The sequence below is a fragment of the Paracoccus methylovorus genome (assembly GCF_016919705.1).
Taxonomy (GTDB): domain Bacteria; phylum Pseudomonadota; class Alphaproteobacteria; order Rhodobacterales; family Rhodobacteraceae; genus Paracoccus; species Paracoccus methylovorus.
On record NZ_CP070368.1, the window covers coordinates 1945259 to 1971255 of the forward strand.

The following is a 25997-nucleotide window of genomic DNA, read 5'->3' on the forward strand; positions in this document are numbered from 1 at the left end:
CCAGAAGCCCCCTGCGAGACATCGTAGCGCGCAACATGCGCAGGCTTCGTGCCGAACGCGGCTGGTCGCAAGAGTATCTGGCGAATGAGTGCGGGTTGAACCGGACCTATCTGAGTGCGGTCGAACGGTCGGAGCAGAACATCTCTATCGACAATCTGTATAGAGTCGCTCAGGGGTTTGGGGTGGAAAGCTGGACGCTACTGAAGGCCGAGTAAACCGCAGTTCGTCGGGAAGAGTTGCTGATATGGCCTGCTTCGGGCTCTTACCGTCATGGCTTCATCAATCGGACTGGATGGATATTCCGTTGCTTTTGCAAGACGATGCCACCAAAACATGGTCATGGGACAGCCGATAAGCAATTTTGATTTTCTGGAGCGCGTGGACGGTGAGCTGGCCAATCTGGGGCGATTGGCCGAGAGCTATTTTCAGGACGACCCAAGCACCAGCCTGATAAAGCTGAGGCAGTTTGCCGAGCGCCTGACGCGTCGTCACGCTGCGCTCGTTGGCGTGGAATTTCAACCGGACGACACGCAATCCGACATTTTGCGGCGCCTGAAGTATGAGCGTGCAGTGCCGGAGCGCGTACTCGATGTCCTCCACCATATCCGCAAGCTAGGTCATGTTGACAAATGACGGAGCCAGAGGCGGATCGACGTGATGTCAATGAAGCCGAGAAAGCTTTCCGCCGTCTTGTCGTAGCGGGTCGCGACACGCCTGGCGTTCTTGAGCTTGTTGAAGCAGCGTTCGACCAGATTGCGCAGGCGATACAGCGAACGATCGACACCAATCCGTTTTTTGCGGGACTTGCGCATCGGTATCACGGGCAGGACGTTGCGCGCCTCCATGCCGTCTCTGATCTTGTCTGCATCGTAGCCGCGATCTGCGAGCAGCACGCTCGGGCGGGGCAGATTATCCACCATCACCAGATCGAAGCCGAGATAGTCCGACGTCTGGCCCGGCGTGATCTCTGTTCTCATAGGTAGCCCGTGCGCGTTGACCAGAAGGTGGATCTTGGTCGTAAAGCCACCTCGAGAACGGCCGAAACCTTGTCGCGGAGTCCCCCTTTAGCGCCCGCTGCCTGATGGTGGGCACGGATCACGGTGCTGTCGATCATTTGCAGGGCGCTTGGCACGGCTCCGCTCTGGTTCAGGGCATCCATGATTTCCTCCCACAGGCCTGCCAGCGTCCAGCGCCGGAACTGCCGATAGACGCTTGACCATTTGCCGAACTCGGCAGGTAGGTCCCGCCATGGCGCACCGGTGCGTGCGATCCAGAATATGCCATCAAGAACGAGGCGGTGGTTGGTGGGCTTGCGCCCGTTCGGGGCGCGGACGGCGAAGATGAAGCGCTCAAAGAACGCCCACTCCTCGTCCGACATAAGGTCTCGTGCCAAGCTGGTCTCCATCGCAGATGCCAGCTTGAATCATGCCCCAAGCCCAAGGGGAATCCCTTTTGTCAACACGACCTAAGCAAACGAAAGCGAGAATTATTCTTCATGATTTTTCTCCGTTTGCTCTGCCTACTGCAGGTACTCGACTGTAAAGTTGTCGATTTTACCAGTAAATGCAAAGGGAGCGCGGTCGTAATAGGCCGAGGACACGGGAGATTGCGTGTCGCGCCCTACATCAAAGCTATCATTCGGGGTGAATCCAACAGAGGCCGTTTCTGGAATGCGGCCCGAGGCGACCTCTTGGCCATTCACGCGGATCACGACGGTCATACCCGTGGTTCCAGGCGCGTCTTTGATGCTTTCTACCTCGAGATCAATATTGCCTTCGGGCAGTGTGTCCGAGGACAGACGGGTGCGTTCTATCATGAACTTATTATACTCATAGATCAACTTACCGTCTTCAAGCCACAGACTGAGGCCACCAGAATAGGCACCCATCGCATAAACAACTCCCTCGAGTCCCGGAGCATTCTCAAAACTGATCTTGATTAGATTCGAACGTGTTCCAATCTGCGCAGCGGCCGCTTCGGGTAGGCCGTAGGTATCTTGACTGTATGTGAATTTGGTCGCGTTACTATGCGGCGCATCTTCTGGGTGAAGCACCATCGACCACAGCCCGCCACCGACAGGATAGGCGTTGTTAGCTTGCGCCGCCGCGTCAAAGCCGGCGATCATCTCGGCAAGTTTTTCCGGATTTTCAGCAGCAACATCTGCGGATTGCGAAAAATCGACGTTCAGATTGTAGAGTTCCCACGTGTCATCGTCTGGGTTCCATTCCCGGATTTTCGGATCAATTCCGGGCACCCAAGGAATGCGCGGCCCCAGGACTGAAGCAATCCAGCCATCTTTGTAATACGAACGGCTGCCCATCACCTCGAAAAACTGATCGGGTTTGTTTTCCGGTGCACCCGCGTCTTCAAGTGATGCCAGCATTGAAACACCATCGATTGGTGACTGTTCGATCCCATCAACGACCTCAGGTGGCGTGATGTCGAGGATATCGTAAACCGTCGGGACGATATCATTCACATGATAGAACTGACTGCGCACCTTACCATCATGTTGCAGGTTTTTCGGCCACGACACCGCCAACGGGGTGCGCGTGCCCCCAAAATGTGCCGCGACCAGCTTTAGGGATTGATAGGGGGATGAGCCCGCCCATGCCCAGCCAGCATGATACATATTATCGGTCTTGCGCCCACCGAGTGCGTCGAGCCCCCCAAGTTCGTCATTCAAGACACGAATATGGTCCTTGATTTCGGTCTTGATCCCGTTTTGGGCAAGCAGTTCTGAAATCGTGCCATTTTGCCCCTCTGCCGACGAGCCATTGTCCCCCCAGACATAGAAGATCAGCGTGTTGTCCAGCTTGCCGGTCTTTTCCAGCTCATCAATAAGCAGGCCCGCTTGCGTGTCTGCATGTTCGGTAAAACCTGCATAAACCTCCATCAAGCGGGCTTGGAAGGCGCGTTCATCCTGCGGAATGCTTTCCCATCCTGCCAGATTGTCGGGGCGTGGGGTCAGCGTTGCATTTTCGGGCAGCCAGCCAGCAGCTTTTTGGCCTTCAAACAAGGTTTCGCGCAACTCGTCCCAACCCTTGTCGAAGCGTCCTTTATATTTGTCGGACCATTCCTTGAAAATCTGGTGCGGACCATGCGACGCGCCGGGCGCCCAATACATCAGGAACGGCTGGTCGGGTGAAACCGCGTTATGATTGCGCAGCCAAGCCAAAGCTTTTCCGGTCATATCTTCGGTGAAATGATAGTTTTCGCCGTGTTCCAGGTCCAGCCGTGTCGTGTTTTCTACAACAGCGGTTTCCCATTGAGACGCCTCTCCGGCAAGAAAGCCATAGAAATAGTCGAAACCGACCATGCGCCCTGTCGGCCAACGGTCATACGGCCCCATCCGCGAAATTTCGGACGAGGGTGTGTTATGCCATTTACCAAAGGCCGAGGTCGCATAGCCGTAATATCCTAACACCTTGGCGATTGATGCCGTATCGGCGGGCCAGGAGCCGCTATAACCATCCCAGTTATTTGCAAACTCAGCGATCTGACCGAACCCGATCCGGTGGGGGTTACGACCAGTTAAAAGCGAAGCGCGCGTAGGCGAGCACATGGCCGAATTGTGGAATCGGTTATATGAGACACCGCTTTCCGCCACGCGCGCAAGCGTAGGCGTATTGATGACACCACCATAGGCCGAGGGCAGTGCAGGCCCCACATCATCCAGCATGATGATCAGAATGTTTGGCGCATCGGCAGGCAAACGATTAATCGGCGCGGGACGCTCATAGGTCGACAGTTGCATGGTCCGCTCGGCCTTGATGCCGGGCGCATCAGGAAAGGGCAGGACGTTCTGGGACAGCGTGGGGGAAGCCAGCATCATGGCAAGAACCGACCCGCCTGCAAAAAGCTTATGTCGCATGGTAACCTCGTATCTTGAATTGAGATGGCGGCACGTCTGTATCAGCGCCTGTGGTCGGGTAATTGTGCCAACCAGTCAAAATCTCTGCTGAGACTGCAGTCAGTTCGTTAAATTCAGAATCGCAAGACACAGCGAAATCCTACATGGTTGGTCGATGTATCTATCGGTTCAGGATGGCGGGCAGCGGGACGGTATCGCTGACAGTAATTGGGTGCGCAAAGGTAAGACCCTCCCTTTAGAACTTTTCGGGGGATAGGGATCTCTGGATGGCAGGGATCGTGGCTGCCGTTGGATTCGACAACGCGCGGATTTCTAGGAATGCAACAGGGCTTTGCGGCATCGGTGGGGTGTTTTTCAGTCCAGAAATCAGAGGTCCACTCCCAGACATTTCCGATCATATCGTAAATGCCGTAACCGTTGGCGGGGTAATGCTTGACCCGCGACGTTGAACGCCAACCGTCATCATTCGTATTCTGCCAGGGGAACTGACCTTGCCAGGTATTCGCCAGATGACGTCCTTGAGGTGTCAGCTCTTCGCCCCAAGCATAATCTGCGCCATCCAATCCTCCGCGCGCGGCAAATTCCCATTCTGCTTCGGTAGGCAGATCCTTGCCAGCCCAATGGGCATAAGCAAGCGCATCTGTAAATGACACATGCACGACCGGATGGTCATCTAGTCCGTTAATTGAGCTGTCTTTCCCTTCAGGGGCTCGCCAGTTTGACCCAAAGCAAAACTCCCACCACGCGCCCCAATCGTGCAGCGGCACAGGACGATTTGGTTGCCGAAAGACCAATGACCCAGGCTGCAACATCCCGGGTAGCGCACCCGGATAATCTCTCGGGTCTGGTGCGATTTCAGCAGTGGTCACATGGCCTGTTTTCGCAACAAACAGGGCGAATTCCGCATTGGTTACGGGATGCGCATCGATCAGAAAGGGGTCGACCCGAACCTTATGAGCAGGTGCCTCTTCCGGATAATGCCTGTCGGACCCCATCAGGAACACGCCTCCCGGGACGAACACCATACCTTCCTGCAGATAATGCTGAATTTTCGTAGCCATTTTCAGTGTGTACGGAGCATGTGATTCAGGTGCCAATCTCTAATGCGTTATGTGTGTTTTCCGTGATGATAACGGAGCCTGACTATAGCTTACAATAAGTATATCCACCTATATATTCACACAATAAACGCTGGCAGCTTCTGAAAATTGCCGCTCATGCAAACCTGACTGAAGACCGCCCCGATCACCTACCCCAAGAGAAGAGGCCGTAAAATGGGCAGAAGCCACAGAAGTTGCTGGAAGATGGTTGGATTCCTTGCGCCCGTTCGGATGCCAGACCGACCGAATAAAACCCTTGAAAAACGCCTGCTCATCGACAGATATCAGGTTGCGCGCCAAGCCCATCTCCAGCTTGGAAGTGAGGTCGAATCGAATGAGGCTGATCAGTGGGATCCCTTTCTGATCACGGCCTGGATTCGCTATTCACCTGCAGGTCACCAATTTAGAAACGAACGTTAATCCCCAAGTTGCCACCAAATGTTTCAGAGCCTTGGCCACCAGTTTCTTTCATATAATCGACCGACACAAAGAAGCTCGACCTTTCGTCAAATGCACGTTCCACACCGATGCCGATTTCCAGGGCCGTTCCACCGAAAACCGTTGTTATGCCTGTGCCGTTGAACAGGACACGCTGATCAGCATCAAAACTGTGCCAGATGTTCGCCATTCCATAAACCCGGGTTATATTCAGCTCTGTCGACGTGCCGTCATAGATGCGAATGCCCAAGCGCGCGGTTAGCAAGTCGTCAGAATCAAATCGGATATTTGCAAAACCGTCCGAAGTGTCATCGAGCGAAAGGTGTTGATAAATCAGTTGAGCCTGAGGCTCGACGCGCCAGTCGCTATTAGTTTTAAGCGTATAGCCGCCCTCGACCGAAGCTGTCAGGGCGTTTCCTTTTAAATCAATAACCTCTGCCAGAGATGACCGCGCTGTGCCGGAAAGCCACGAATAGGACAGCACGGAATCCGTGTACCATGCGTCTTCACGAATTTCTGTGAAGTAGATGCCGATTTCCTTACGCTCGATCTCCATGCTTCCAACGCTCATACGATCGCTGAGAAGCGCGGTTCCATGCACTTCGCCTGACGTCCGTCCAAATCCCAGCAGGACACCCCAAACGTTGTAGTCGCCATCATCGTCCAGCCACGACCTAACGTCCTGTCCCAGCTGCACGCCTGCAAATGAACCATGAAACTCTGGTGAAACGGCGCCTTGAAATCCAAGATCGCCCTTCGTCCCATAGACCCGCGCCCATGCCATCGGAAGATTGCCCTGGGCCAGCAATTGGCGTTGATCGCCGCGGCGAGCATGGAATGTGCCCAACGCGACAATGCCAAAGCGGCCTGCAGTTGGCTGCACCGTTGAGGTTAGCGCGACTTCGGGGCGGTAGATCGGTGTCGGTTCGGGAAGTGTCACTGGCGGCTCTGGATTGACCGGCGGTTCGGGATCAACCAGTGGTTCTGGGTCCACTGGCGGCTCGGGATCAACCGGTGGTTCCGGGTCGACCGGCGGTTCGGGATCAACCGGTGGTTCTGGGTCCACTGGCGGCTCTGGATCGACCGGGGGTTCGGGATCGACCGGCGGCTCGGGATCAACCGGTGGTTCCGGGTCGACCGGCGGCTCTGGATCGACTGGAGGTTGGGGCGGGATCACTACGGAAGAACGCAAATACCAATTGTGCGCAGTGGTATCAGCCCCATCTGCGCCTCCGCGAAACAGCAGATACTCATACGGACCAGCCGCCACTCGGTTACTTAGAACAAATGAGCCCAAGGCAGATGTGCCGCCGTCGGTGACATCGACGACGCGAATGCCATCGTCCTGTGTCAGCGCGCCGTCACCCGCAACTGGATTGATGAAAAGGTTGGTCACCCCAGAGGCGTGCCCGCCGGATATCACCAACTGATCCGTGTCAGAACCATCGGCTTCCAGGACAGTATCCAATCGCAGCCTGCCGTTAATTCCGACATAGTTCCCGCCAATGGTAAAGACGCTGCTTGCGGCGCCATCATCGGTTAGATCTATCAGCCCACCGTTTGTGACGGTTACCAGGGTTGTTGCATCAATGGCTCGGATTGCGCCAATGCCGCCCGCAAGTATTCTGCTGGTTCCTTCAATGCTTAACAACCCTGTGTGGGTTTCTTCATCGCCCAGAAGCAAGGTTCCGTCAAAGCCAAGCGTACTTCCACTGGACAGTGCGATATTTTCCCATCCCGTCAAAAATTCGACGCGGTCCGATATTGTGCCGCGGAAAGTCAAAGCGTCATTGCCAAGACCTCCGCCAATACTGTCCACTTCTGCCAGTGTTGAGGCATCTAGTCCTGTAATCGTCAGAATATCGTCATCGGCCCCCATGTCGACGTAACCTTCGATGACGCCACCGTTGGTCCATTCAAAGATATCTCTGCCGCTGCTCAGCATGACATTTCCGACCAAGCGACCGCCCGTCACCGTCAATCGATCCTGACCACCGCTGGTGCTGATATTGCCACCTATCAGCCCCCCTGACAGCGTCACTGTGTCATCGTCAAAACCCGTGACAAGATTGCCGTCAATGCGTCCGCCGGACATATCAAAGACGTTCTTGTCCAGTTTCATGTTGACGCGACCGATTCGTCCGCCGGACATTTCAGCAATGTCGCCATCCTCGAAGGCACCGATAATGTGCCCGCCAGTCATGACAAAATAGTCGACGTTGTCACCTTGGTACAGGGCACCAATAGTGTCTGCCGACATTTCGAACCTGTCAATGCCGTCACCTTGATGGACGGTGCCTTCAACAACACCGCCGTCCACAATCAGGATATCCGCGCCACCGCCTTGGGAAACATCGCCAGTAATAAGCCCCGACGACATTGAAATCGTGTCAACCCCATCACCGAAGTTGACACTGCCGTCAATTGTCCCTGTGCCAAGCTGGGGGAATGCTAACCGATTGCTACCTGCAAGGTCGACAAGATCACCCGTATATGACCCACTGTCACACACATGGCGGTCATCTCCGTCAGTGGGCGTGAAATCACAGACTGCGAACGCCGCTACCGGCGCAAACAACAACGTTGCCGACACCAGTGCAGTGCAGGAAAACAGATGCGTGCGAAGATGCAGCCGGAAAGAAGATGCCATTGATAAGGTCCCTGATTCTTTTTGGAGGATATCGGAATTGAAAGACCATGGAGACCATTTCAGCGCGGTATTTGCCCAGGAAATCAGCCAGGATTGGAGGGACAAATACCGCGTAACATTTTACTTATTTCGCAAGTGTCTGATAGTGCACAGCGGTGATTTTGGTTTTTTTATCTGCCGCCTGCCCCCCGCATGTGGCTTCAGGGGTGCCATTATGGGCCGCACGGCACGCCGAAGCTAAACACGACTTCAGCAACGCACGCCCCGATGGTATTTAATGATTAGATCGGCCACTAATGAAGCATCTAGTCAAGCGAATCCCCTGTGGTTGAGTGCCAATTCTGATTGATGAAGTTAAGATGCAGCATGGCACAGGAACGAGGAATGTCCATTGAGATAATAAATCGGGGTTGGATAGAGTATTCTACCTATTCTATGTGTATGATTCATGTCTTAATGGTGCGATGACAATCTTCGCCAAGACCACACACGTCAGCTGGCAGGTCAAACGAATGAATCCGCACGATCAAGGGGGGGCCTTGAAGAGATTGCGCCAAGAGCGCCACGATGAGTTTCTCTTGCACACTACGGATTTCATTGCATCCTAGGTGTTTGATCCCACGGTTTGATGGTGCGATCCTTTCTCTGGAATGGAAGGACGCCCTATGGGACAAATTCGTCATGGCAGCGCCACGACCACGCACGCCGTCAGAGCAGCAATACAGCGATCGCAAGCTTCGCTCGCGCAACTGAGTTGAGAGTTTGGCATCAACCCCAAGACCGTTGCGAAGTGGCGTAAGCGGGCGACCGTCGAGGTTATGAAGACGGGGCCTTCGGAGCCGCGATCCACTGTCCTAACTGAGGCGGAAGAAGCATGGTCGTAGCATTCCGGCGCCATACGCTGCTTCCATAGGATGACTGTCTTTACGCCCTGCAGCCATCCATTCCCAATCTGACCCGATCCGCGCTGCACACCTAGACTCTGCTCGCGGGTTTAAGGCGCCTAGCGTACTAAAATCAGACATATGATATATATCGACGCGACCAATCTGCCTAGCGGGAGGGAGCATAGGTAGAAATATCACTCCCTTTTAAGGGATACCCCCGATATGCCGAAGTCGTGCGCAACCCTAAGATGTCTTCAGCGCGCGAGGACCGACGAGGGTCAGCCGCACCACATAATCGAGAGACGGCACATGGAATTTGTTTGGACGGCCAAAGCAGCGGCGCTGTTGGCTTTGATGCTTGCCGCGCCCGCCATCGCGCAATCTCAGGAAAGCGATAACGGGACCGACCCGACAAAGCTGCGGCGGACATTCTGGACTTCCTACGAGCACATGGACCTCAGTTCCGATGCCAGCCGGGGCACGTTCAAGCTGATGTATGAGGCACCAATCTCCCCGAAGACATCGCTTCGCCTGACCCTCCCTGTCGTAGGGTTCGACGCACCGGGCATCGAATCCGGCAGCGATGTCGGTGATATCGCCTTGCGTGCCACCCATTTGCTGAGCGTGACGCGAGAGCGTGGTATCGTGCTTCAGGGTGAACTTATTGGGGACACGGCTGGTCGGGCAGAGCTGGGATATGGCGCGACTGTGGTCAAGGCGACGGCCATCTATGCCAAGTTTCTGGAAGGGGGGCGGATATTCGCGCCCGCCATCAGCCATACCCAATCAATTGGCGGCGATCGTCAGACACGTGAGACGACCATCGATTTCTACTATGTGCCAAAACTGCCAGACCCCGCCTGGTATATGACCGTCGATCCGGCCATCATCAGCGATTGGGAAAATGACCGCGTCTATTCCAGCGTTGCGGTCACGGCTGGTCGTGCCGTCGGCAAAGTCGGCGGCGGTGTGGCTCAGGTCTACCTGAAGCCCGGCATTTTTATCGGCAACGACCGACCTGCGGATTGGTCTTTCGAAGTCGGTTTCCGCGTGATCGGATTTTGACGGATGGCCGCGCTCGGCTGAGCAATTGAACTTTCCTCATCTCAGGAGCTGATGATGCAGAACATGATTTTCCGGACACTGGCGTTCGGTATGATGACAGTCGCGACTTCGGCTTTCGCTGAGCCGGTTGCGGTCAATACCGACAATTTCATCCGTGCCGAAAGTGACCTTTACTTTTCGGGCGTCGTTGCAAATGGCGGCTTTGGCAAGTTGGATCACACGCGTGAAATTGCGCCGCTCGACAAGCAAACTGTCATCCGTTTGAACCGGGACACTCTTTATTCGTCGGGCGTATTCGACCTTGACGCGGGGCCAGTGACGGTCACTCTGCCAGAGCTTGGCGGGCGTTTCGTCTCGATGCAGGTCATCGACGAAGACCACTTCACGCATGATGTGCATTACGAGGCGGGCACATACACACTGACGCGCGACGCCATCGGCACGCGTTATGTCCTGCTTGCGCTCCGGCTCCTGGCCGATCCCAGTGATCCGGACGATCTTGCGAAAGTGCATGCTCTGCAGGATGCAATACGTGTTGAACAAGACGCTCAAGGCAGTTTCGACGTTCCGGAATGGGATCAAGCCAGCCAGAACGCCACCAGAAAGGCGCTGCTGGAACTTGCCGCCGGTCTGCCTGACACCGCGCGAATGTTTGGTTCGAAAGACCAGGTCGATCCCGTGCGGCGTCTGATCGGCGCGGCACTGGGGTGGGGCGGCAACCCGGACGCGGATGCGCTGTATCTGAACCGGACCGAAGCCGACAATGACGGCCAGACGGTCTATCGGGTCCAGGTCGGGACCGTGCCCGTAAAAAGTTTCTGGTCGATCAGCGTCTACAATGCCGACGGCTATTTCACGCCAAACGAATTGAATGCCTATACCGTCAACGACATCACGGCGCAGCCGGATGCAGACGGTGGCGTCACGGTGCAATTTGGCGGCTGTGATTCGGAGGTGCCGAACTGTCTGCCGATCACCGAAGGTTGGAACTGGATGGTCCGCCTTTATCGACCCGGTCCAGAAATTCTCAGCGGAGCGTGGCAATTTCCCCAAGCCCAGAAGGTGGCGCCATGAACCGTCGCACGCTTCTGAAACTCTCGGCCGCCGCCATGGCGTTTCCGATGCGTCCGGCATTTGCGCAAGACATCACCCATACCATTCGGGACGCTTACATTTACACCTATCCTTTGGTGAAGAATTATCTGACCTTGTATCAATACGCGGTCGAGCGTGACGGCGGACAATACAAGGGTCCTTTCAATACGGTCGCCAGCGTTGCGCGCGTCTATACCCCGGAAGACACGGCAATCATCACCCCGAATTCGGACACGCCTTATTCCTTTATCGTGTTCGATCTGCGTGCTGAGCCCGTTGTTGTCACCATGCCAAAAATCGAGCAGGATCGTTATTATTCGCTGCAACTCGTCGATCTTTATACCAATAATGTCGACTATCCCGGCACGCGTATGGACGGGAATGATGGCGGGGACTTCCTGATAACAGGCCCGGACTGGGGCGGCGACGCGCCCGCCGGGATCACCCGCATCATCAAGATGCCAACCTGGCTTGGGTTAGGGGTCATTCGGACCCAGCTTTTCTCTCCCGACGATCTGGATGCAGTGAAGGAAATACAGGCAGGTTACAAATCCCAGCCCCTCTCGACCTGGGCAGATACAGCAGCACCGCCTGCTGCAGAGCAGATCGACTGGCGGCCCGTCTCTGATGCGTTGATGGAGAGCGATTTCTGGTCTCTTGCGGATTTCCTGCTGCCCTTTGCCCCCGCGTGGCTGGGGGACGAGGCGCAGCGTGACGGACTGACCAGGCTGGGCGTCACTGGCGCGGGCACATGGCCGCCTGCTGACCTGTCCCCTGATACGGTCGCAGCCATGCGGCAGGGGATCCAGACGACCTATCAGGAAGTCCGCGATGCGGCGGGCGCATTGACCGACTCGTCAAAGATTTTCGGGACGCCGGTGCAGATGCAGGGCCAATACCTGACCCGCGCGGCTGCCGCGCAAGGGGGGATCTACGGCAACAGCGCTGAAGAGGCGCTTTACGTCATCCAGGTGCTGGATGGCGATGGTGTTCCCATGGATGGCAGCAAAGGCAGCTATGGCCTGACCTTTGCACCGGACGGGCTGCCCCCGGTCGATGCTTTCTGGTCTTTGACGATGTACGACCGTGAAAATCAACTGTTGGTCGCCAACCCGATCGGACGTTATCTGATCAACTCCGCGATGCTTGAGGGCCTTAAGCGTGACGATCAGGGCAACATCACGCTCTACTTGCAGACTGAAAGTCCGGGAAGCGATCTGGAATCAAACTGGTTGCCCACGCCGACTGCCCCATTCTATACCGTGATGCGCCTGTATTTGCCGCAGGATTCTGCGCTGAACGGCAACTGGATTGCGCCACCGATCCGCAAACGATCCTGACATCCGCCGGCAAGCGCGGCCATTTGCGCGCCGCCCTGCGTCACGCCCAAAGCTATAGGGAAACGATCCGATGAAACGCCTGGTCTTGGCGATAACCCTTTTTCTCGCGGCGTGCGGCAGCAAGCCGGGGCAGGAGGTTCTGCTGCCAGTAAAGTCAGCTGTCGCAAACGATCAGCCGTTTCGGATGTTCGTCGCAACTACGCGGGGTCGGTCTGCCACTCAGGCGCTGTATTTCGACAATGGCCGATCACCGACGGTCAGCTACGTCGCTTACGATATATCCATCCCCCCGAATCACGCGAAGGGTGAGATCGAATGGCCGAAGGATCCACCCGATCCGCGGACAGAATTCGTGACTGTAGGGCGCAGCGACTATGATCGCCGTGGCTTTCTGAACGCTCTGACAGAGCATGGCAACACGGATGTCAGCCTTTTCATCCATGGCTACAACAACAGCATGGAAGAGTCGGTCTTCCGCGCCGCGCAGATCGCGAAAGATGCCGACGCAGGCGGTGCGGCGATTCTGTTCGCATGGCCGTCCGCTGCCCGCGCGACGGGCTATGTCGCCGATCGCGACGCCGCGGATTTCTCTCGGGCGGCTCTGGCCACATTGATCGAAGATCTGTCCGATAGCCGCAAAGTTCGCCGGATCGTTGTCATTGGGCATAGCATGGGCGGGCGTCTGACGATGGAGGCATTGATGCAGCTGCGACTGAAAGGTCGCTCGGATGTCCTGCGCGAAGTCGAAGTCGTGCTGGCCGATCCGGACATCGACCATGACTTGTTTTGGCAGCAGGCGCGCATTGTCGGCAAATTGCCGACCCCACTGTCCGTGATGGTCGCACCCGACGACCGTGCCTTGCGGGTGTCGCAAATCCTCGCTTCGGGGCGCGAACGCATCGGCAAGGCAGATGTGCGCGACCCCGATATGATGGCGAAAGCCGAGGCACACGGCGTCAGGCTGATTGATGTCACTGCGATTTCGACTGATCGAATGGCGCATAGCCGGATCGTTCAGATTGCAGCGCTTTACGACACACTTCCTGTCGCGAAACCCGGAACCGGGTTGCGCCGTGCCGGTGCATTCGTCTTCGGCGCCGTGGGACTTGGCATGGCCGAGATCGGTTCTGAACTCGGTCCATCGCGTTGAAACATACATATGAGTAAAAACTGGAGATCATGATGCGGCTTTTGATGATGTCTGCGCTCGCGGCATTCGGCGGCGCTGTCCCGGCTTTGGCACAGGACGCGAATTGGAATTACAGCGCGACCTCGTATCTGTGGTTTCCACAGACGACCACGGGCATGGAAACACCGCGCGGCACCGCCGAGGCGGAGTTGAGCGCCAAGGATGCGCTTGAAAACCTAGATATGGGGATCATGTTGACCGGGCAGGCGCAGCGCGACCGCTGGTCGCTGGTTGGCGATCTGATCTATCTGGATGTCGACGGCAGCAGCCCGAGCCCGTTCGGGCTGCTCTATTCCGATGTGGCGGCGGAAAGCAAACTCACCTCGATCAGCGCCTTTGCGCTTTATCAGGTTTGGCAAAACTCGCAGCACAGTCTTGATCTGGGTGCCGGTCTTCGGGCGGTGAAAACGGATCTGACCATGACGTTCCGCGCCGGCATTTTGCCGCAGAGCCGGATTCGTATTCAGGACGACTGGATCGACCCGGTCTTGGCGCTGCGTTACTCGGGCCGACTTTCTGACCGGTGGACGGGCCATATGTCGCTGGATTACGGCGGGTTCGGCATTGGCAGCGCCTCTGACGAGACGTGGCAGGCAGTGGCCAGCCTGGGCTATCAGTTAAACGACCGCTGGAGCTTGCTGGCGGGGTATCGGCATTTGCAAATTGATCAGGAAAAGGATGGCCTGCCTTATCGGCTAGAGCTTTCAGGCCCGGTGATCGGCCTGAATATCAGGTTCTGAACCCGCCAACCTGTTTGACCGCAAACGGCAAGTCGTTCACTTTTTTCGGGGCCAGAGTTAACGCCGGAACAACAACTTGGGTGCATCCATCGACACAGATCGCCACCATACCGCCATCGTCGTCGATGATCATGAGATCGTCGTGAAGGGCGTGTGTGCCGCCATTGCAGAAAAGCCCGGCTGGAGGGTGGTCGGATCCACGACAGATCCTACACAGGCGCTTTCACTTGTGACGGACCTGCGGCCCGAGGTGGCTGTCTTTGACTACAGCATGGTGAAAATGGACGGGGTCGAACTGACCCGCCGCGCGCTTGAACTGCATCCGACGCTGAAGGTGCTGATCTTCACGATGCATTACAATGATCTGGTCATCCGCGATGCGCTTCTTGCGGGTGCCCAGGGCTTCATCCTGAAGTCCGATGTGACAAGCACCCTGGATGCGGGGCTGGATGCCTTGGCGTTAGGTGAGCCATTCCTGCCGGGCCCCGCTGCGAACGTCCTGCTTCGGGCCTATCTGGGCAAGCCAACGGACGATGTGCCGGTCCTAACCCCGCGCGAGCGCGAGATCATCAAGCTGATTGCCAGAGGACATTCCGGCAAGGAGATAGCGATTCAACTCGCCATCAGTCCGAAGACGGTCGAGGTGCATCGCGCGTCGATCCACCGCAAGCTGAATCTGCGCAATCTTGCTGATCTTGTGCGCTATGCCATCCGCAATGGATTGATCGACCCCTAGCGGACGATCTGCCCTGCTCCCGGGCAGGCAATAACTTATAAGCGTCGTCAAATGCTTGCGTTGGTGGTATTCATTGCGCGACCTTCAACGGGGGCGTGAATGAGTGCACCGTGGCCCAACGATCATACACTTGGTTTCCGATCGGCTTACCTTTGGACGGGCGGCGCTTTGGCCAGCCTGCTGATCGGGGCCAGCACGCTCATCTACTCTGCGGCTTTGACCGATCGTGACGAGCGGATCGCAAGGCTGCCAGAAACCGCCGCACGTCTTTCCCAACTGCTGGACAGAGAGATCGAGACGACATTGGCCCGCTTGGTCGGCCTGTCGACGTCGCCGGCGCTGCTGGATGACGATCTGAAGAATTTCCATCGGCAGATGACGATCACGCCGATCCCGAAGGGAACCGTGCTCGCGATTTCTGACACGACGCGGCAGCTTGCCAATTCTATGATGCCCTATGGCACCGCGCTGCCCGAACTCAGTGCCTATACCCCGCAACCGCTTTTCTTCGAGCGACTGGAAACCGAGGGCAAATACATATCAAGCCGTGTCTATGGGCCTGTTGCGAAGGTGAATGCCGTCACCGTCAGCATGAAAATCCCCGACGACACCGGGCAGATGAAATATATCCTGACAACCGCAATCTTGAGTGATCGCCTGGCAGAACTTATGCGCGCGGCAGGCGCGGCGACACCGGGAGGGCGCATCATCCTGTTTGATGCGATGGCGCAAGAGCTGGCAGGTTTTCCGGGGCAGGGCGCCGAGCTGCCGATCCCGGAGATCGCCGGGGCAGCGCGCCTAGATGGTCGTGGCGTGTTGTCGAACCAGGCCGGGCGCGCGGTGGTGGTGGGCTATGATCGATCTGCCGTGACTGACTGGACGGTCGCCGCGACCGCGACAGAAGCCTGGATCAATGCGCCTGTCAGCCATGCGCGGCGCGTGCTCGCGGTGATGTTCGCCATTGTCCTGGCGATTGCGGCAGCCATTGTCATCGTCTTGCGCAACCGCGTCGCCCGCCCGTTCGGTGCGATGATGGAAGAACTGGGCGATGCCCGCCGAGAAATCGCTGATCTGGGTAATACCCTGCTGGTGGCGCGCACCGAGGAACACCGGCGCATCGCACAAGAACTGCACGATACCACAGCGCAAAAGCTGGTCGCGGCTGATCTTCATCTTCAAAGCATGGGCCGCAAGGTCACAGCCTCAGAACTCGAACGGGCCCAGATCCCTGTAATCCGTGGCCTGCTTTCACAGGCGATGGATGAGCTACGGACCTTCTCCTTTCTTCTGCGCTTCGACCAGCAAGAGGGGGCCGGTTTCAAAGACGCGCTCGAGGCGCTTGTCAAAGGGTTCTGCGACCGAGCGGACCTTGCATGTCGAACAGAGTTTCCCGAATGGCTCGACCGCATTGATGAATGCACGCAGACAGTCTTACTACGGGTCACACGAGAGGCGCTATCCAATGTGTATCGACATGCCAAGGCAAGGTCCGTGTTTGCCTCTGCATCACGCGACTATTCAAGCTATGTGCTGACCATTGAGGACGATGGTGTCGGCGGAATATCCTATCCAACGGTGGGCACGCCACGACCATGCGGATTAGGTATAAGTGGAATGGCGGCTGCACTGGCCGAGCGCGGCGGCCAATTGCAGATCGCTGCTTTGCCAAAGGGGACACGACTGGTCGCCCGAGCACCGCGAGGTGTTCAGCATGAATAGATCACATAGAGACCCGTCCCGCCGAGCCCGCAGGCAGAGCACTCTTGATTGTCGCCGGCATGTCGCCTGACTTCGGCCAGTTTCCCGCCCGTCGAACGCGGAATCCGCGCGTGCCGCCGTTCAGGCTGACGTTGCCCCCAACTTTTATCCAGCGTGAGCGAGACTCCGAGGTTGAGTTTTGCCCATTTGGGCGGGTTGGACAACGGGGGCTGGCGCGGAGCTTAGCGGATTGCGCAGCGTCAGGCCCCGTTGCGGGGCGAAGGTCTGGGCGAAGGCGGCGGGCGTCTGCCAGCCGAGGCGCGAGTGAGGTCGTTCGGTGTTGTAGTCCGTGCGCCAAGCGGCCAGCGTGACGCGGGCATGATGCAGGGACGGGAACAGGGTCTCGTTCAACAGCTCATCCCGCAGTCTGCCGTTGAAGCTTTCGATGAAGGCATTCTGGGTCGGCTTTCCGGGTGCGATGTAGTGCCAGTCAAACTTGCGATCATCCACGAACTTCAGGACCGCGTTCGAGGTGAACTCGGTTCCATTGTCGCTGACAATCGTCTGAGGCTTGCTGCGGGCGTCGAACAGCGTTGCCAGTTCACGCGCCACCCGTGCTCCCGATAGCGATGTGTCGGCGATCAGAGCCAGGCATTCCCGCGTGCAGTCATCCACCACGGTCATGATCCGGAAGCGACGACCATCCGTCAGTTGATCGGATATCGAGCCATGGAACGCCACTGGTTCGAGTGACCATGGCGAGGGCCCAACGACCAGCGCTGGTTCGGCATCAAAGGCAATATCATCAGTGCCCGCGTGCCGATGGCCCGCTTGCGCCCGCCACGACGGCGCACGTGCAGCCGTTCCTCGCGGTAGATGCGGAACAGGCGCTTGAGGGGCTGCTTCGGTGGACGCTGTCGCGCAGCATGGTGACGGGCCGATCGTCCACAAAGGGCCGCGAGCGTCGGGCCAAAATCGGGATAATCGCTGCGGATCAGCGACAGGATGTAATCGCGCTTGAGATCGCTGATGCGGTTATTCGAGGGCCTGCCGCGCAGCTTGTGGCGTACCGCGATCGCACCGTTTGCCTCCACCTCGCGGACCAGTCGCTGCACCTGACGTTGGCCGAGGCCAAGCACATGGGCCGCCGTCGCCGTGCGCAAGCTACCATCCAGAACCTGCGCCAGAACCTCGATCCGCTGAAGCTCACGTTCGCTCATCACGATATCCTGGATCTCCATGAAGGAGCCATCCGGCCGCAGATAGCGGTGTCCCGGCGTGACATAGGTGCCCGTGGACAGGTGCAGCCAGGTGTCCGTCACGTTGTGAAGGATCTGCGTCACTCGGCCCGGAGCGAGAACGCCGTCGGCGTTGAAGGACAGGACTACATCCGCGGGAGTGATGTCCTCGATGGGCATGAGCCTGCCGTCCCACAAAGTGATTGGGGTGCCGGCAGGAAAGCACTGATATTGATCTTCGATAAGATTCTCGAAATGATTGATCACCAAGAACCCAGGAACCTGAACCTCAACAAACGCATGAATGAGCACGCCGCGTACGTAACTTGTGATAACTTCTGATCCCCAATCAGGATTATCCAAGGTGACAAAGTCAATTACTTGACGTACCGAGTCGTCTAGGTCGTGTTGACAAAAGGGATTCCCCTTGGGCTTGGGGCATGATTCAAGCTGGCATCTGCGATGGAGACCAGCTTGGCACGAGACCTTATGTCGGACGAGGAGTGGGCGTTCTTTGAGCGCTTCATCTTCGCCGTCCGCGCCCCGAACGGGCGCAAGCCCACCAACCACCGCCTCGTTCTTGATGGCATATTCTGGATCGCACGCACCGGTGCGCCATGGCGGGACCTACCTGCCGAGTTCGGCAAATGGTCAAGCGTCTATCGGCAGTTCCGGCGCTGGACGCTGGCAGGCCTGTGGGAGGAAATCATGGATGCCCTGAACCAGAGCGGAGCCGTGCCAAGCGCCCTGCAAATGATCGACAGCACCGTGATCCGTGCCCACCATCAGGCAGCGGGCGCTAAAGGGGGACTCCGCGACAAGGTTTCGGCCGTTCTCGAGGTGGCTTTACGACCAAGATCCACCTTCTGGTCAACGCGCACGGGCTCCCTGATCGAGGGGATGGCAAGGTGGAGGCGGTACTCGAAACTTTCCATCGGTCGGGACAGGCCTCCGGTCCTCCGGGAGCCATGCTCAGTCAAGGCAACCTGAATACCGCGGCCCTGACCCTGTTCCTCGCGTTGAACCTGTCAGTGCCGTCGCAGTTGCCATGGCTAGTGCTCGATGATCCGGTGCAGTCGATGGATGACGTCCACATTGCCCAGTTCGCCGCATTGTTGCGGACTTTCTCTAAGGGTCTTGGCAAGCAGGTGGTGATCGCAGTGCACGAACGTGCGCTATTTGAGTACCTGACGCTTGAGCTGAGTCCAGCCTTCGCTGGCGACAGCCTGATCACTGTGGAGATCAGCCGGAATTTCGCGGGGGACGCGGTGGCGGATCCGCACTTCTATGTGTTTGAGGATGATAAGGCAGTCGCTGCTTGAAATCGAAAGCGGCAATTGATGGCGGGCACTCCCTGACAGTCAAACGCGTCGCCGGAATCCAGATTAGACGGCGGCATTTAGTTACCGCGCGACATCGCGTCTCAGGGCGGCGCCCGCCATGCTGATCTCCCGCTGTTGAAAAATCATAGCATGCAACCGAGTTTTGACACAGCCTCGGCCGGGTTTCGACGCTCCGGGCGTTAAGTTAAGCAGACAAGAATGCTGTAAGTCACGCACTGTGTCACAGGATAGCGAACGCGTTAGGGACTCATCTGTCAGCCAAAAAGACCGCCTTTTTGAAACAAAAGGCAAGACTTTCTGAAACGCCATAAACATCCAAATGGTCGGAGCGAGAGGATTCGAACCTCCGACCCCCTGCTCCCGAAGCAGGTGCGCTACCAGGCTGCGCTACGCTCCGACCGTGAGGGGGCACGTAGCCCCTGAGACGGCGGAATGCAAGGGGAAATCTTGCCCCAGCATGCCGGAAAAAAGCCTCACCCCCAGCCGCGCAACAGGCGCTGCAACAGACTCCAGCGCGGGGCGGTTACCGTCTCGCTGCCAAAGCGTGCCCGCGTCGCGGGACGCAGCCGCGAGACGCCCAGCCGCTCTCGCATCAGGATGTAAAGCCCCGAGGCCATGATCAGCCCAGCCCCCAGCACCGTGGGCCCGTCGGGGCGCTCTCCGAACAGGAACCAGCCGTATGCCACCGCCCACAGCATCTGTGAATATTGCATCGGCGCGACATTGGCCGCCTCACTTGCCTGATAGGCCAGAATCAGCAGGAAACCCGCCACAAGACCAAGCACCGCGATGACCCCCGTCAGCGCCAAGGCGCCAAGTTCCATCGGACGATAGGCTAAGCCCAGCGCGGCGCCTGTCAGCACGAAATTCCCGATCATCGGCCAAAGCAACAGGATCACCGTCCGCTCGGACCTGCCAAGCTTGCGCACGGCGATGGCCGCCAGCGCCGTAGTCGACGCCCCCATCAGCGCGGCCAGATGCCCCAGACCCAGCGGCATCACACCGGGGCGCAGCACGATCAGCACGCCGCAAAGCCCGGCGCAGACCGCCAGCCAGCGGTGCAGCCCGACCTTTTCCCCCAGCAGGGGCACCGACAGCACCGTGACGATCAGCGGCGCGGCGAAGAGCATGGAATAGACCTGCGCCAGCGGCAGCACCGAAAAGGCGTAAAACCCACCGATCCCCGAAGCCACGATGCAAAGCGACCGCAACCCGACCCAGAACGGATTGCGCGGCAGCAGGGTGCCATGCGTCGGATCGCGCAACAACAGAATGGCCAGCGGTGGAAAGGAGAAAAGCGCCGAGAAAAACAGAATCTGCAACGCCGGATAAGTCGCGCCCAGGTGCTTGATGATTACGTCATGGGTCGCATAAAGCCCCATGGACAGAAGGGCGAGCAGCGCGCCCTTGACATTGCCCGCCGTCATGCCCCTCCCCAACCGTTCGAGACAAGGCCGCGCCCACCGGATGGCAGGCGCGGCCCGGATATTACAGCGCGGAAAGCGCGGTAAGGACGTGGTCGCCCATCTCGGTGGTCGAAACCGGCTTGCCGCCCTCGGCGCCCATCAGGTCACCCGTGCGCACGCCGTCGGCCAGCACCTTCTCGACAGCCTTTTCCAGCATGTCGGCCTCGGCGCCCAGACCAAAGGAATAGCGCAGGCACATGGCAAAGCTGAGGATACAGGCGATGGGGTTCGCCTTGCCTTGGCCGGCGATATCGGGGGCCGAGCCGTGCACCGGCTCGTAAAGCGCCTTGGGCCGGCCATTGGCCATCGGAGCACCAAGGCTGGCCGAGGGCAACATGCCAAGGCTGCCGGTCAGCATCGCCGCCGCATCCGACAGGATATCGCCAAACAGGTTGTCGGTCACGATCACGTCGAACTGGCGCGGGTTGCGCACCAGTTGCATGGCACCGTTATCGGCATACATATGCGACAGTTCGACGTCCGGATATTCGTTGTCGTGGACCCATTGCACCTCTTCGCGCCAGAGGATGCCGGATTCCATCACATTGGCCTTTTCCATCGAGCACACGCGGTTGTTGCGCTTGCGTGCCAGTTCAAAGGCCGAGCGTGCGACGCGACGAATCTCTCCGCTGGTATAGCGCTGGGTGTTCACGCCGACGCGACCACCCTCGTTGCCCGGGGTATCATCCGCAGAAATGCCGCGCGGCTCGCCGAAATAGACGCCCGAGGTCAGTTCACGCACGATCAGGATGTCGAGACCGGCCACCACCTCGCGCTTGAGCGAGCTGAAATCGGCTAGGGCATCGAAACATTGTGCGGGGCGTAGGTTGGCGAACAGGTCCATTTCCTTGCGCAGGCGCAGCAGCCCGCGCTCGGGCTTTACCGAAAAGTCAAGATTGTCATATTTCGGCCCGCCCACGGCGCCCAGCAGGACGGCATCGACCGACTGTGCCTTGGCCATGGTTTCATCGGCCAGGGGCTTGCCACATTTGTCGTAAGCCGCGCCGCCGACCAGATCCTCGCTGACGTCAAAGGACAGACCCCGGTTGGTCTGAAACCAGCCGATGACCTTGCGCACCTCGGCCATGACCTCGGGACCGATGCCATCGCCGGGCAGGATCAGCAGGGAATAGGTGGTCATCGCAGGCATCCTCTATGCTTCTGGCTGTCGCCAATCGCGTATCCTTGCGCCTGCGCTACGTCAAGTTCACGGCGAATTGGGTTGCGCCGGACGGGCGGATCGGGCCGGATGTGCGCGAACCCAAACGTCCAGAACAAAGCAAGGGAGCACCCCATGAAAGCACTCGCGGCGCTGGCCGGCGCGTTGATCCTGGGAGCAGGCGCGGCGCTGGCCGACGGAGGCATCACCGTAAAGCTTCCCGATGTCTCGGGCCTGTCCGAGACCCAGGCGAAATCGCTGATCGCCGAACTGGCGAATGTGAACGTCATCACCTCGAACTGCCCGGATTACGCGATCACGGACGGGGAATGGACGCTGATCACCGGCACCGGCGACCTGCTGGCGGCGAAACTGGGGCTGGATGCCTCGGCCTATGACCGGACCTATTACGGGCCAGCCTTCAAGCTTCTGGACGATCCGGGGGCGTGCGATCGCATCGGTCCGACGGCAAAACCGCTGGTCCAGCAGTTGGTCGGCATGGGCGGCGGCACAACGCCGCTGACGCAATCGCAATAATGTCCCGCGTTGTCGGCGTGATCGCAAACAAGGCGTGCGTTGCTGTCGCAATCGCGATGACGCACCCTTTCGGCGCAGGCGACGTCTTGCCCGTGCGCCCGTCACGCCCTAGCTTGCGCGGATGATCGCCGATCCGACCTATAGGGGATTCGCGCTGGATGCCGACACGGCGCTGGCGCTTTTGCAGTGGCAGGCCGAGATGGGCGCGGACGAGCCCTGTCTCGACACGCCGCTCGACCGCTATGATTTACCCGACCGCGCCGGGGCCGCGCCTGCGCCGGAACCCGCAGCCCCGCCCGTGACAAAGCCACGCGACGAGGCCAAGGATCTGGTTGCCCATGCCGAGACCTTGGCCAGCGCCGCGACGACCCTTGCCGAACTGGCCACTGCACAGGAATCCTTCGACGGGATCGAACTGAAAAAGGGTGCGCGCAATTTCTGCTTTTGCGACGGCAACCCGACGGCGCGCGTCATGATTATCGGCGAAGCTCCGGGCGAGGAAGAGGACCGGCTGGGCCGTCCTTTCGTCGGCCGCGCCGGGCAACTGCTGGACCTGATGTTCGGCGCCATCGGCCTGTCACGCGAGGCGGTGGATGCGGAACGCGCGCTTTATATCACCAACGTGCTGACATGGCGACCGCCCGGCAACCGCAGGCCCGAGCCGGCCGAGATCGCCATGATGCTGCCCTTCCTGACCCGACATGTCGAACTGGTGCAACCGCAGGTGCTGGTGCTGATGGGCAATACGCCCTGCATCGCTGCACTGAACCAACAAGGCATCCTGAAGCTGCGCGGCAAATGGACGACCGCCTTCGGACTGCCGACGCTGCCGATGGCCCATCCGGCCTATCTGCTGCGCACACCTTTGGCCAAGCGCGACGCCTGGGCAGACCTTCTGTCGCTGGCGGCCAAGCTGGAAGGTTAGTTCGCCGCCACGCGGCAGCCCTGAAACTCGACCGCGTCGTCAGGGCCGATCAGCGTCAAGCGCAGCGATGCCGGGTCCAGCGCAAAGGGCTTGCCCGAAGCGGCGACGAAATCCGCCTGCGCCGTCAGTTGCCCCCCGGCCTCATGCGTTTCCGGGGCCGAAACCCAGATCTCGTCATCGGCAAGCTCCATGGCGACCTCGTCGCCGCGGTCGCTGTCCGCCGTGGGCAATGTGGCGGTGACCTGCATACCGTCCGCGATGGGCGCGATATGGCAGTCGGGCTGCAGGTCCGAGGTCTCGGGCTGGCGGGCGATGGCAGCCTCGATCAGCGGGTCGGGCATGGACCCGGCCGGTTCGGCCTGCAACTCCACCCGCACCGGCACGCAGATATCCTGACAAATGCCGAAATCGACCACCACTTTCGCATCTACCGGCGCGATGGAAACGACGGGGGTGATCTCGATCGGCAGGACCAGCTCTTCGTGATAGCCCAAGGTACGCTCGCCACCCGATTCGATCACCTCGGGGCGCGGCCACAGCAGCCGCACCTCGCCCAGGTTCTGCGAGCCCGCCCAGTCAAAGCGCGGCGGCACGCCGGCATCACCGGGGCTGCGCCAATAGGTCTTCCAGCCCGGCTCAAGCCGCAGGTGCAGCGCGGTCATCCGATGGCCTTCGGACGTGGTCCAGCCGGGCAGAAGCGTAGCGGACAGCAGTCCGGGCGGCAGGTCCTGCGCCAGGGCCGGCGCGGCGGTCAGGAAAAGCAGGGCGAGGGTCTTCATGGCGCTGTTCTAGTCGCCTCGCCCCCTCGCCGTGAAGTCACATTAGCGGCAGTCCCTTGCGAAAACATCGCACAAGGCCGATCTTTAAGAAAAAGAGACGGAGCAGATCATGGAACAGTCCAGCAACCTGACCGGCAAGATGCTGATCGCCATGCCCGCCATGCGCGACCCGCGTTTCGAGCAGTCCGTGATCCTGATCTGCGCCCATTCCGAAGATGGCGCGATGGGGCTGGTGGTCAACCGGCCGCTGCCGGAAATCGGATTTTCGGACCTGCTGGCCCAGCTTGGCATCGAGGTCGAGGAAAACGCGCTGGACATCCCCGTACGCTTTGGCGGCCCTGTCGAGCCGGGCCGAGGCTTCGTGCTGCACCGCGCGCCTCTCGACATTGATCTGGGCGAAAACCGGATGCGCATCAGCGACGATCTGGCCATGTCCACCACCCGCGACATTCTGGAAGATTTCGCGCGCGGTCAGGGGCCGCAACCCGCCATGCTGGCGCTTGGCTATGCCGGCTGGGGACCAGGGCAGTTGGATACGGAAATCCTGGAAAACGGTTGGCTGACGTCAGAGCGGGGCGATGAAATCATCTTCGGGACAGACAACCCCGGCAAATGGCGTGCGGCGCTGAAATCCATCGGCATCGACCCGTTGATGCTGTCACCCAGCGCGGGCCACGCCTGATCCCTGACGCGGCGCGGCGGCGCGGCGCAGGCGGTCGTTGATCGCGGCCCCCAGCCCATGCTCGGGCACCGGCGCGACGGCGATGGGCACACCCCGCGCATCGGCCCGGTGCAGCAGATCGAAAAGCCTTGCCGCGGCCTCTGTCAGGTCGCCGGTTTCGCTAAGCGTCATTTCGCCAGCGACGGGACCAAAGCCGATCAGCAACTCGCCCGGCCGGGCCGCATCGGCATTCAGCCGCACGTCGGCGCGGGGCGCGTAATGGCTGGTCAGCTGCCCCGGCGCATTGGGCGCGTCGGTATTGATCCGGGGTTGGGTAAGCGGCCGTCCCAGCGCCGCCTCGATCTCTTCCGACGCAATGCCGCCGGGACGCAACAGTGCGGGCTGACCGTCCACCCAGCTGACGATGGTCGATTCCACCCCGACCGGACAGGCGCCCGCATCCAGCACCGCCGCGATACGCCCGCCAAGCCCGTCCTCGGGATCTGCGGCATGGGCCGCCGTGGTCGGGCTGATCCGCCCCGAAGGATTGGCCGAGGGCGCCGCCAACGGCCCGCCAAAGGCGCGCAGCACCTTTTGCGCGGCAGGATGCGCGGGTACGCGAATCGCCACCGTATCCAGCCCCGCCGTCACCAGCGAGGCGATGTCGGCCCCCGGGCGCAACGGCAGCACCAGCGTCAGCGCGCCGGGCCAGAACGCCGTCGCCAAATCCAACGCGGCTTTGTCGAAGACCGCGATACGCTGGGCCGCCGCCAGATCCGGCAGATGCACGATCAGCGGGTTAAAGGACGGTCTGCCCTTGGCCTCATAGATGCGGGCCACGGCCTGGGCGTTGCGGGCGTCGCCCGCCAGCCCGTAAACCGTCTCGGTCGGGATCGCGACCAACTCGCCCTGCGACAGCAGTTCGGCGGCGGCGCGGACACCCGCAGGATCATGGCCAAGAATCAGCGTCTGCATTCGTTACGTCGGGTTGTGGTTGATGGACGCGGGTCCGCAAATATGATCGAACCTCATGGCATCAGTTACGCGCCGCAGCAGGATTTGCCAAGGCGCCAGAGG

At 59.2% G+C, this 25997-nt stretch carries 22 protein-coding genes, 1 tRNA gene and 4 pseudogenes; 15 read left to right on the forward strand and 12 right to left on the reverse strand.

What is annotated here, in order from left to right; genetic code table 11:
- Positions 1 to 35 precede the first annotated feature (35 nt).
- Entirely contained in the window at positions 36 to 215 is a 180-nt protein-coding gene (locus tag JWJ88_RS09690; RefSeq protein ID WP_240200150.1) for a helix-turn-helix domain-containing protein, read from the forward strand.
- Between the two features lie 55 nt (positions 216 to 270).
- Complete coding sequence (locus JWJ88_RS09695; protein WP_205293872.1) at positions 271 to 633, forward strand: DUF4145 domain-containing protein; 363 nt, start codon at positions 271 to 273, stop codon at positions 631 to 633.
- Here JWJ88_RS09695 and JWJ88_RS09700 read toward each other — a convergent pair.
- The 5 genes from JWJ88_RS09700 to JWJ88_RS09720 form a co-directional block, all read right to left on the reverse strand.
- A protein-coding gene (locus tag JWJ88_RS09700) for an IS5 family transposase (RefSeq protein WP_143795259.1) occupies positions 618 to 1405 on the reverse strand; the annotation gives its coding sequence in 2 pieces (ribosomal slippage) (positions 618 to 1066 and positions 1066 to 1405; 789 coding nt in all). The two genes, JWJ88_RS09695 and JWJ88_RS09700, sit on opposite strands and share 16 nt — an antisense overlap.
- A gap of 114 nt (positions 1406 to 1519) precedes the next feature.
- Positions 1520 to 3874: an arylsulfatase gene (locus JWJ88_RS09705; RefSeq protein ID WP_240200151.1), complete on the reverse strand. Its 2355-nt coding sequence runs from the start codon at positions 3872 to 3874 to the stop codon at positions 1520 to 1522.
- Positions 3875 to 3987: 113 nt separating this feature from the next.
- Positions 3988 to 4971, reverse strand: a complete 984-nt coding sequence (locus JWJ88_RS09710) for a formylglycine-generating enzyme family protein (RefSeq protein WP_240200152.1) — start codon at positions 4969 to 4971, stop codon at positions 3988 to 3990.
- Positions 4972 to 5043: 72 nt separating this feature from the next.
- A complete protein-coding gene (locus tag JWJ88_RS22170) occupies positions 5044 to 5274 on the reverse strand; it encodes a hypothetical protein (RefSeq protein ID WP_407673847.1) in 231 nt (76 codons plus the stop codon).
- 103 nt (positions 5275 to 5377) lie between these two features.
- On the reverse strand, positions 5378 to 8062 hold the full coding sequence (locus JWJ88_RS09720; protein ID WP_205293873.1) for an autotransporter family protein: 2685 nt from the start codon (positions 8060 to 8062) through the stop codon (positions 5378 to 5380).
- A 665-nt stretch (positions 8063 to 8727) separates the two neighbouring features.
- On the opposite strand from JWJ88_RS09720, the pseudogene JWJ88_RS21750 reads away from it, so the two are divergent.
- The 8 genes and pseudogenes from JWJ88_RS21750 to JWJ88_RS09755 all read left to right on the forward strand — a co-directional run.
- Positions 8728 to 9035 (forward strand): annotated as a pseudogene (locus JWJ88_RS21750) (IS481 family transposase); the annotation flags it as partial.
- Positions 9036 to 9258: 223 nt separating this feature from the next.
- Positions 9259 to 10014, forward strand: a complete 756-nt coding sequence (locus JWJ88_RS09725) for a hypothetical protein (RefSeq protein WP_205293874.1) — start codon at positions 9259 to 9261, stop codon at positions 10012 to 10014.
- Between the two features lie 54 nt (positions 10015 to 10068).
- Positions 10069 to 11088 (forward strand): DUF1254 domain-containing protein, encoded by a 1020-nt coding sequence (locus JWJ88_RS09730; RefSeq protein WP_205293875.1) that lies wholly within the window; start codon positions 10069 to 10071, stop codon positions 11086 to 11088.
- Positions 11085 to 12449 carry a DUF1254 domain-containing protein gene (locus JWJ88_RS09735; RefSeq protein ID WP_205293876.1) on the forward strand — a complete coding sequence of 455 codons (1365 nt, stop codon included), beginning with the start codon at positions 11085 to 11087 and terminating at the stop codon, positions 12447 to 12449. Before JWJ88_RS09730 ends, JWJ88_RS09735 begins: the two co-directional genes overlap by 4 nt.
- A 70-nt stretch (positions 12450 to 12519) precedes the next feature.
- Positions 12520 to 13599: an alpha/beta hydrolase gene (locus JWJ88_RS09740; RefSeq protein WP_205293877.1), complete on the forward strand. Its 1080-nt coding sequence runs from the start codon at positions 12520 to 12522 to the stop codon at positions 13597 to 13599.
- 29 nt (positions 13600 to 13628) lie between these two features.
- Complete coding sequence (locus JWJ88_RS09745; protein WP_205293878.1) at positions 13629 to 14378, forward strand: outer membrane beta-barrel protein; 750 nt, start codon at positions 13629 to 13631, stop codon at positions 14376 to 14378.
- 76 nt (positions 14379 to 14454) lie between these two features.
- Complete coding sequence (locus JWJ88_RS09750) at positions 14455 to 15114, forward strand: LuxR C-terminal-related transcriptional regulator (RefSeq protein ID WP_205293879.1); 660 nt, start codon at positions 14455 to 14457, stop codon at positions 15112 to 15114.
- A 99-nt stretch (positions 15115 to 15213) separates the two neighbouring features.
- Complete coding sequence (locus tag JWJ88_RS09755) at positions 15214 to 16833, forward strand: sensor histidine kinase (protein ID WP_205293880.1); 1620 nt, start codon at positions 15214 to 15216, stop codon at positions 16831 to 16833.
- Between the two features lie 144 nt (positions 16834 to 16977).
- Here the strand turns inward: JWJ88_RS09755 and JWJ88_RS09760 are convergent.
- Together JWJ88_RS09760 and JWJ88_RS22060 are read right to left on the reverse strand one after the other, a co-directional pair.
- A pseudogene (locus JWJ88_RS09760) lies at positions 16978 to 17705 on the reverse strand (integrase core domain-containing protein); the annotation flags it as partial.
- Between the two features lie 186 nt (positions 17706 to 17891).
- Positions 17892 to 18230, reverse strand: a pseudogene (locus JWJ88_RS22060) (hypothetical protein); the annotation flags it as partial.
- Between the two features lie 282 nt (positions 18231 to 18512).
- Between JWJ88_RS22060 and JWJ88_RS09765 the strand changes: the two are divergent.
- Positions 18513 to 18946 (forward strand): annotated as a pseudogene (locus JWJ88_RS09765) (IS5 family transposase); the annotation flags it as partial.
- 72 nt (positions 18947 to 19018) lie between these two features.
- Entirely contained in the window at positions 19019 to 19372 is a 354-nt protein-coding gene (locus tag JWJ88_RS09770; RefSeq protein WP_205295190.1) for a hypothetical protein, read from the forward strand.
- Between the two features lie 341 nt (positions 19373 to 19713).
- Here JWJ88_RS09770 and JWJ88_RS09775 read toward each other — a convergent pair.
- The 3 genes from JWJ88_RS09775 to leuB all read right to left on the reverse strand — a co-directional run bounded on the left by JWJ88_RS09775 (position 19714) and on the right by leuB (position 22000).
- A tRNA-Pro gene (locus tag JWJ88_RS09775) sits at positions 19714 to 19790 on the reverse strand.
- A 76-nt stretch (positions 19791 to 19866) separates the two neighbouring features.
- Positions 19867 to 20820 (reverse strand): DMT family transporter, encoded by a 954-nt coding sequence (locus tag JWJ88_RS09780; protein WP_205293881.1) that lies wholly within the window; start codon positions 20818 to 20820, stop codon positions 19867 to 19869.
- A gap of 61 nt (positions 20821 to 20881) precedes the next feature.
- On the reverse strand, positions 20882 to 22000 hold the full coding sequence (gene leuB, locus JWJ88_RS09785; protein WP_205293882.1) for a 3-isopropylmalate dehydrogenase: 1119 nt from the start codon (positions 21998 to 22000) through the stop codon (positions 20882 to 20884).
- Between the two features lie 153 nt (positions 22001 to 22153).
- On the opposite strand from leuB, the gene JWJ88_RS09790 reads away from it, so the two are divergent.
- A complete protein-coding gene (locus tag JWJ88_RS09790; RefSeq protein WP_205293883.1) occupies positions 22154 to 22555 on the forward strand; it encodes a hypothetical protein in 402 nt (133 codons plus the stop codon).
- Between the two features lie 121 nt (positions 22556 to 22676).
- Positions 22677 to 23480 (forward strand): uracil-DNA glycosylase, encoded by an 804-nt coding sequence (locus tag JWJ88_RS09795; RefSeq protein WP_205293884.1) that lies wholly within the window; start codon positions 22677 to 22679, stop codon positions 23478 to 23480.
- Here JWJ88_RS09795 and JWJ88_RS09800 read toward each other — a convergent pair.
- Positions 23477 to 24259, reverse strand: a complete 783-nt coding sequence (locus JWJ88_RS09800) for a protein-disulfide reductase DsbD domain-containing protein (protein WP_205293885.1) — start codon at positions 24257 to 24259, stop codon at positions 23477 to 23479. The genes JWJ88_RS09795 and JWJ88_RS09800 overlap by 4 nt on opposite strands.
- Before the next feature lie 109 nt (positions 24260 to 24368).
- Between JWJ88_RS09800 and JWJ88_RS09805 the strand changes: the two genes are divergently transcribed.
- Positions 24369 to 24941 carry a YqgE/AlgH family protein gene (locus JWJ88_RS09805; protein WP_205293886.1) on the forward strand — a complete coding sequence of 191 codons (573 nt, stop codon included), beginning with the start codon at positions 24369 to 24371 and terminating at the stop codon, positions 24939 to 24941.
- Here the strand turns inward: JWJ88_RS09805 and JWJ88_RS09810 are convergent.
- On the reverse strand, positions 24918 to 25895 hold the full coding sequence (locus tag JWJ88_RS09810) for an L-threonylcarbamoyladenylate synthase (RefSeq protein WP_205293887.1): 978 nt from the start codon (positions 25893 to 25895) through the stop codon (positions 24918 to 24920). The two genes, JWJ88_RS09805 and JWJ88_RS09810, sit on opposite strands and share 24 nt — an antisense overlap.
- Positions 25896 to 25997 lie beyond the last annotated feature (102 nt).

Excerpts from the sequence above, each read along its gene's own strand:
- JWJ88_RS09695 (WP_205293872.1), top strand. The coding sequence starts at position 271 with ATGGCTTCATCAATCGGACTGGATGGATATTCCGTTGCTTTTGCAAGA.
- JWJ88_RS09690 (WP_240200150.1), top strand. The coding sequence starts at position 36 with ATGCGCAGGCTTCGTGCCGAACGCGGCTGGTCGCAAGAGTATCTGGCG.
- JWJ88_RS09800 (WP_205293885.1), bottom strand. The coding sequence starts at position 24,259 with ATGAAGACCCTCGCCCTGCTTTTCCTGACCGCCGCGCCGGCCCTGGCG.
- JWJ88_RS09805 (WP_205293886.1), top strand. The coding sequence starts at position 24,369 with ATGGAACAGTCCAGCAACCTGACCGGCAAGATGCTGATCGCCATGCCC.
- JWJ88_RS09795 (WP_205293884.1), top strand. The coding sequence starts at position 22,677 with ATGATCGCCGATCCGACCTATAGGGGATTCGCGCTGGATGCCGACACG.
- JWJ88_RS09730 (WP_205293875.1), top strand. The coding sequence starts at position 10,069 with ATGCAGAACATGATTTTCCGGACACTGGCGTTCGGTATGATGACAGTC.
- leuB (WP_205293882.1), bottom strand. The coding sequence starts at position 22,000 with ATGACCACCTATTCCCTGCTGATCCTGCCCGGCGATGGCATCGGTCCC.
- JWJ88_RS09720 (WP_205293873.1), bottom strand. The coding sequence starts at position 8,062 with ATGGCATCTTCTTTCCGGCTGCATCTTCGCACGCATCTGTTTTCCTGC.
- JWJ88_RS09810 (WP_205293887.1), bottom strand. The coding sequence starts at position 25,895 with ATGCAGACGCTGATTCTTGGCCATGATCCTGCGGGTGTCCGCGCCGCC.
- JWJ88_RS09740 (WP_205293877.1), top strand. The coding sequence starts at position 12,520 with ATGAAACGCCTGGTCTTGGCGATAACCCTTTTTCTCGCGGCGTGCGGC.
- JWJ88_RS09745 (WP_205293878.1), top strand. The coding sequence starts at position 13,629 with ATGATGCGGCTTTTGATGATGTCTGCGCTCGCGGCATTCGGCGGCGCT.
- JWJ88_RS09705 (WP_240200151.1), bottom strand. The coding sequence starts at position 3,874 with ATGCGACATAAGCTTTTTGCAGGCGGGTCGGTTCTTGCCATGATGCTG.
- JWJ88_RS09780 (WP_205293881.1), bottom strand. The coding sequence starts at position 20,820 with ATGACGGCGGGCAATGTCAAGGGCGCGCTGCTCGCCCTTCTGTCCATG.
- JWJ88_RS09755 (WP_205293880.1), top strand. The coding sequence starts at position 15,214 with ATGAGTGCACCGTGGCCCAACGATCATACACTTGGTTTCCGATCGGCT.
- JWJ88_RS09725 (WP_205293874.1), top strand. The coding sequence starts at position 9,259 with ATGGAATTTGTTTGGACGGCCAAAGCAGCGGCGCTGTTGGCTTTGATG.
- JWJ88_RS09790 (WP_205293883.1), top strand. The coding sequence starts at position 22,154 with ATGAAAGCACTCGCGGCGCTGGCCGGCGCGTTGATCCTGGGAGCAGGC.
- JWJ88_RS09770 (WP_205295190.1), top strand. The coding sequence starts at position 19,019 with ATGCTCAGTCAAGGCAACCTGAATACCGCGGCCCTGACCCTGTTCCTC.
- JWJ88_RS09735 (WP_205293876.1), top strand. The coding sequence starts at position 11,085 with ATGAACCGTCGCACGCTTCTGAAACTCTCGGCCGCCGCCATGGCGTTT.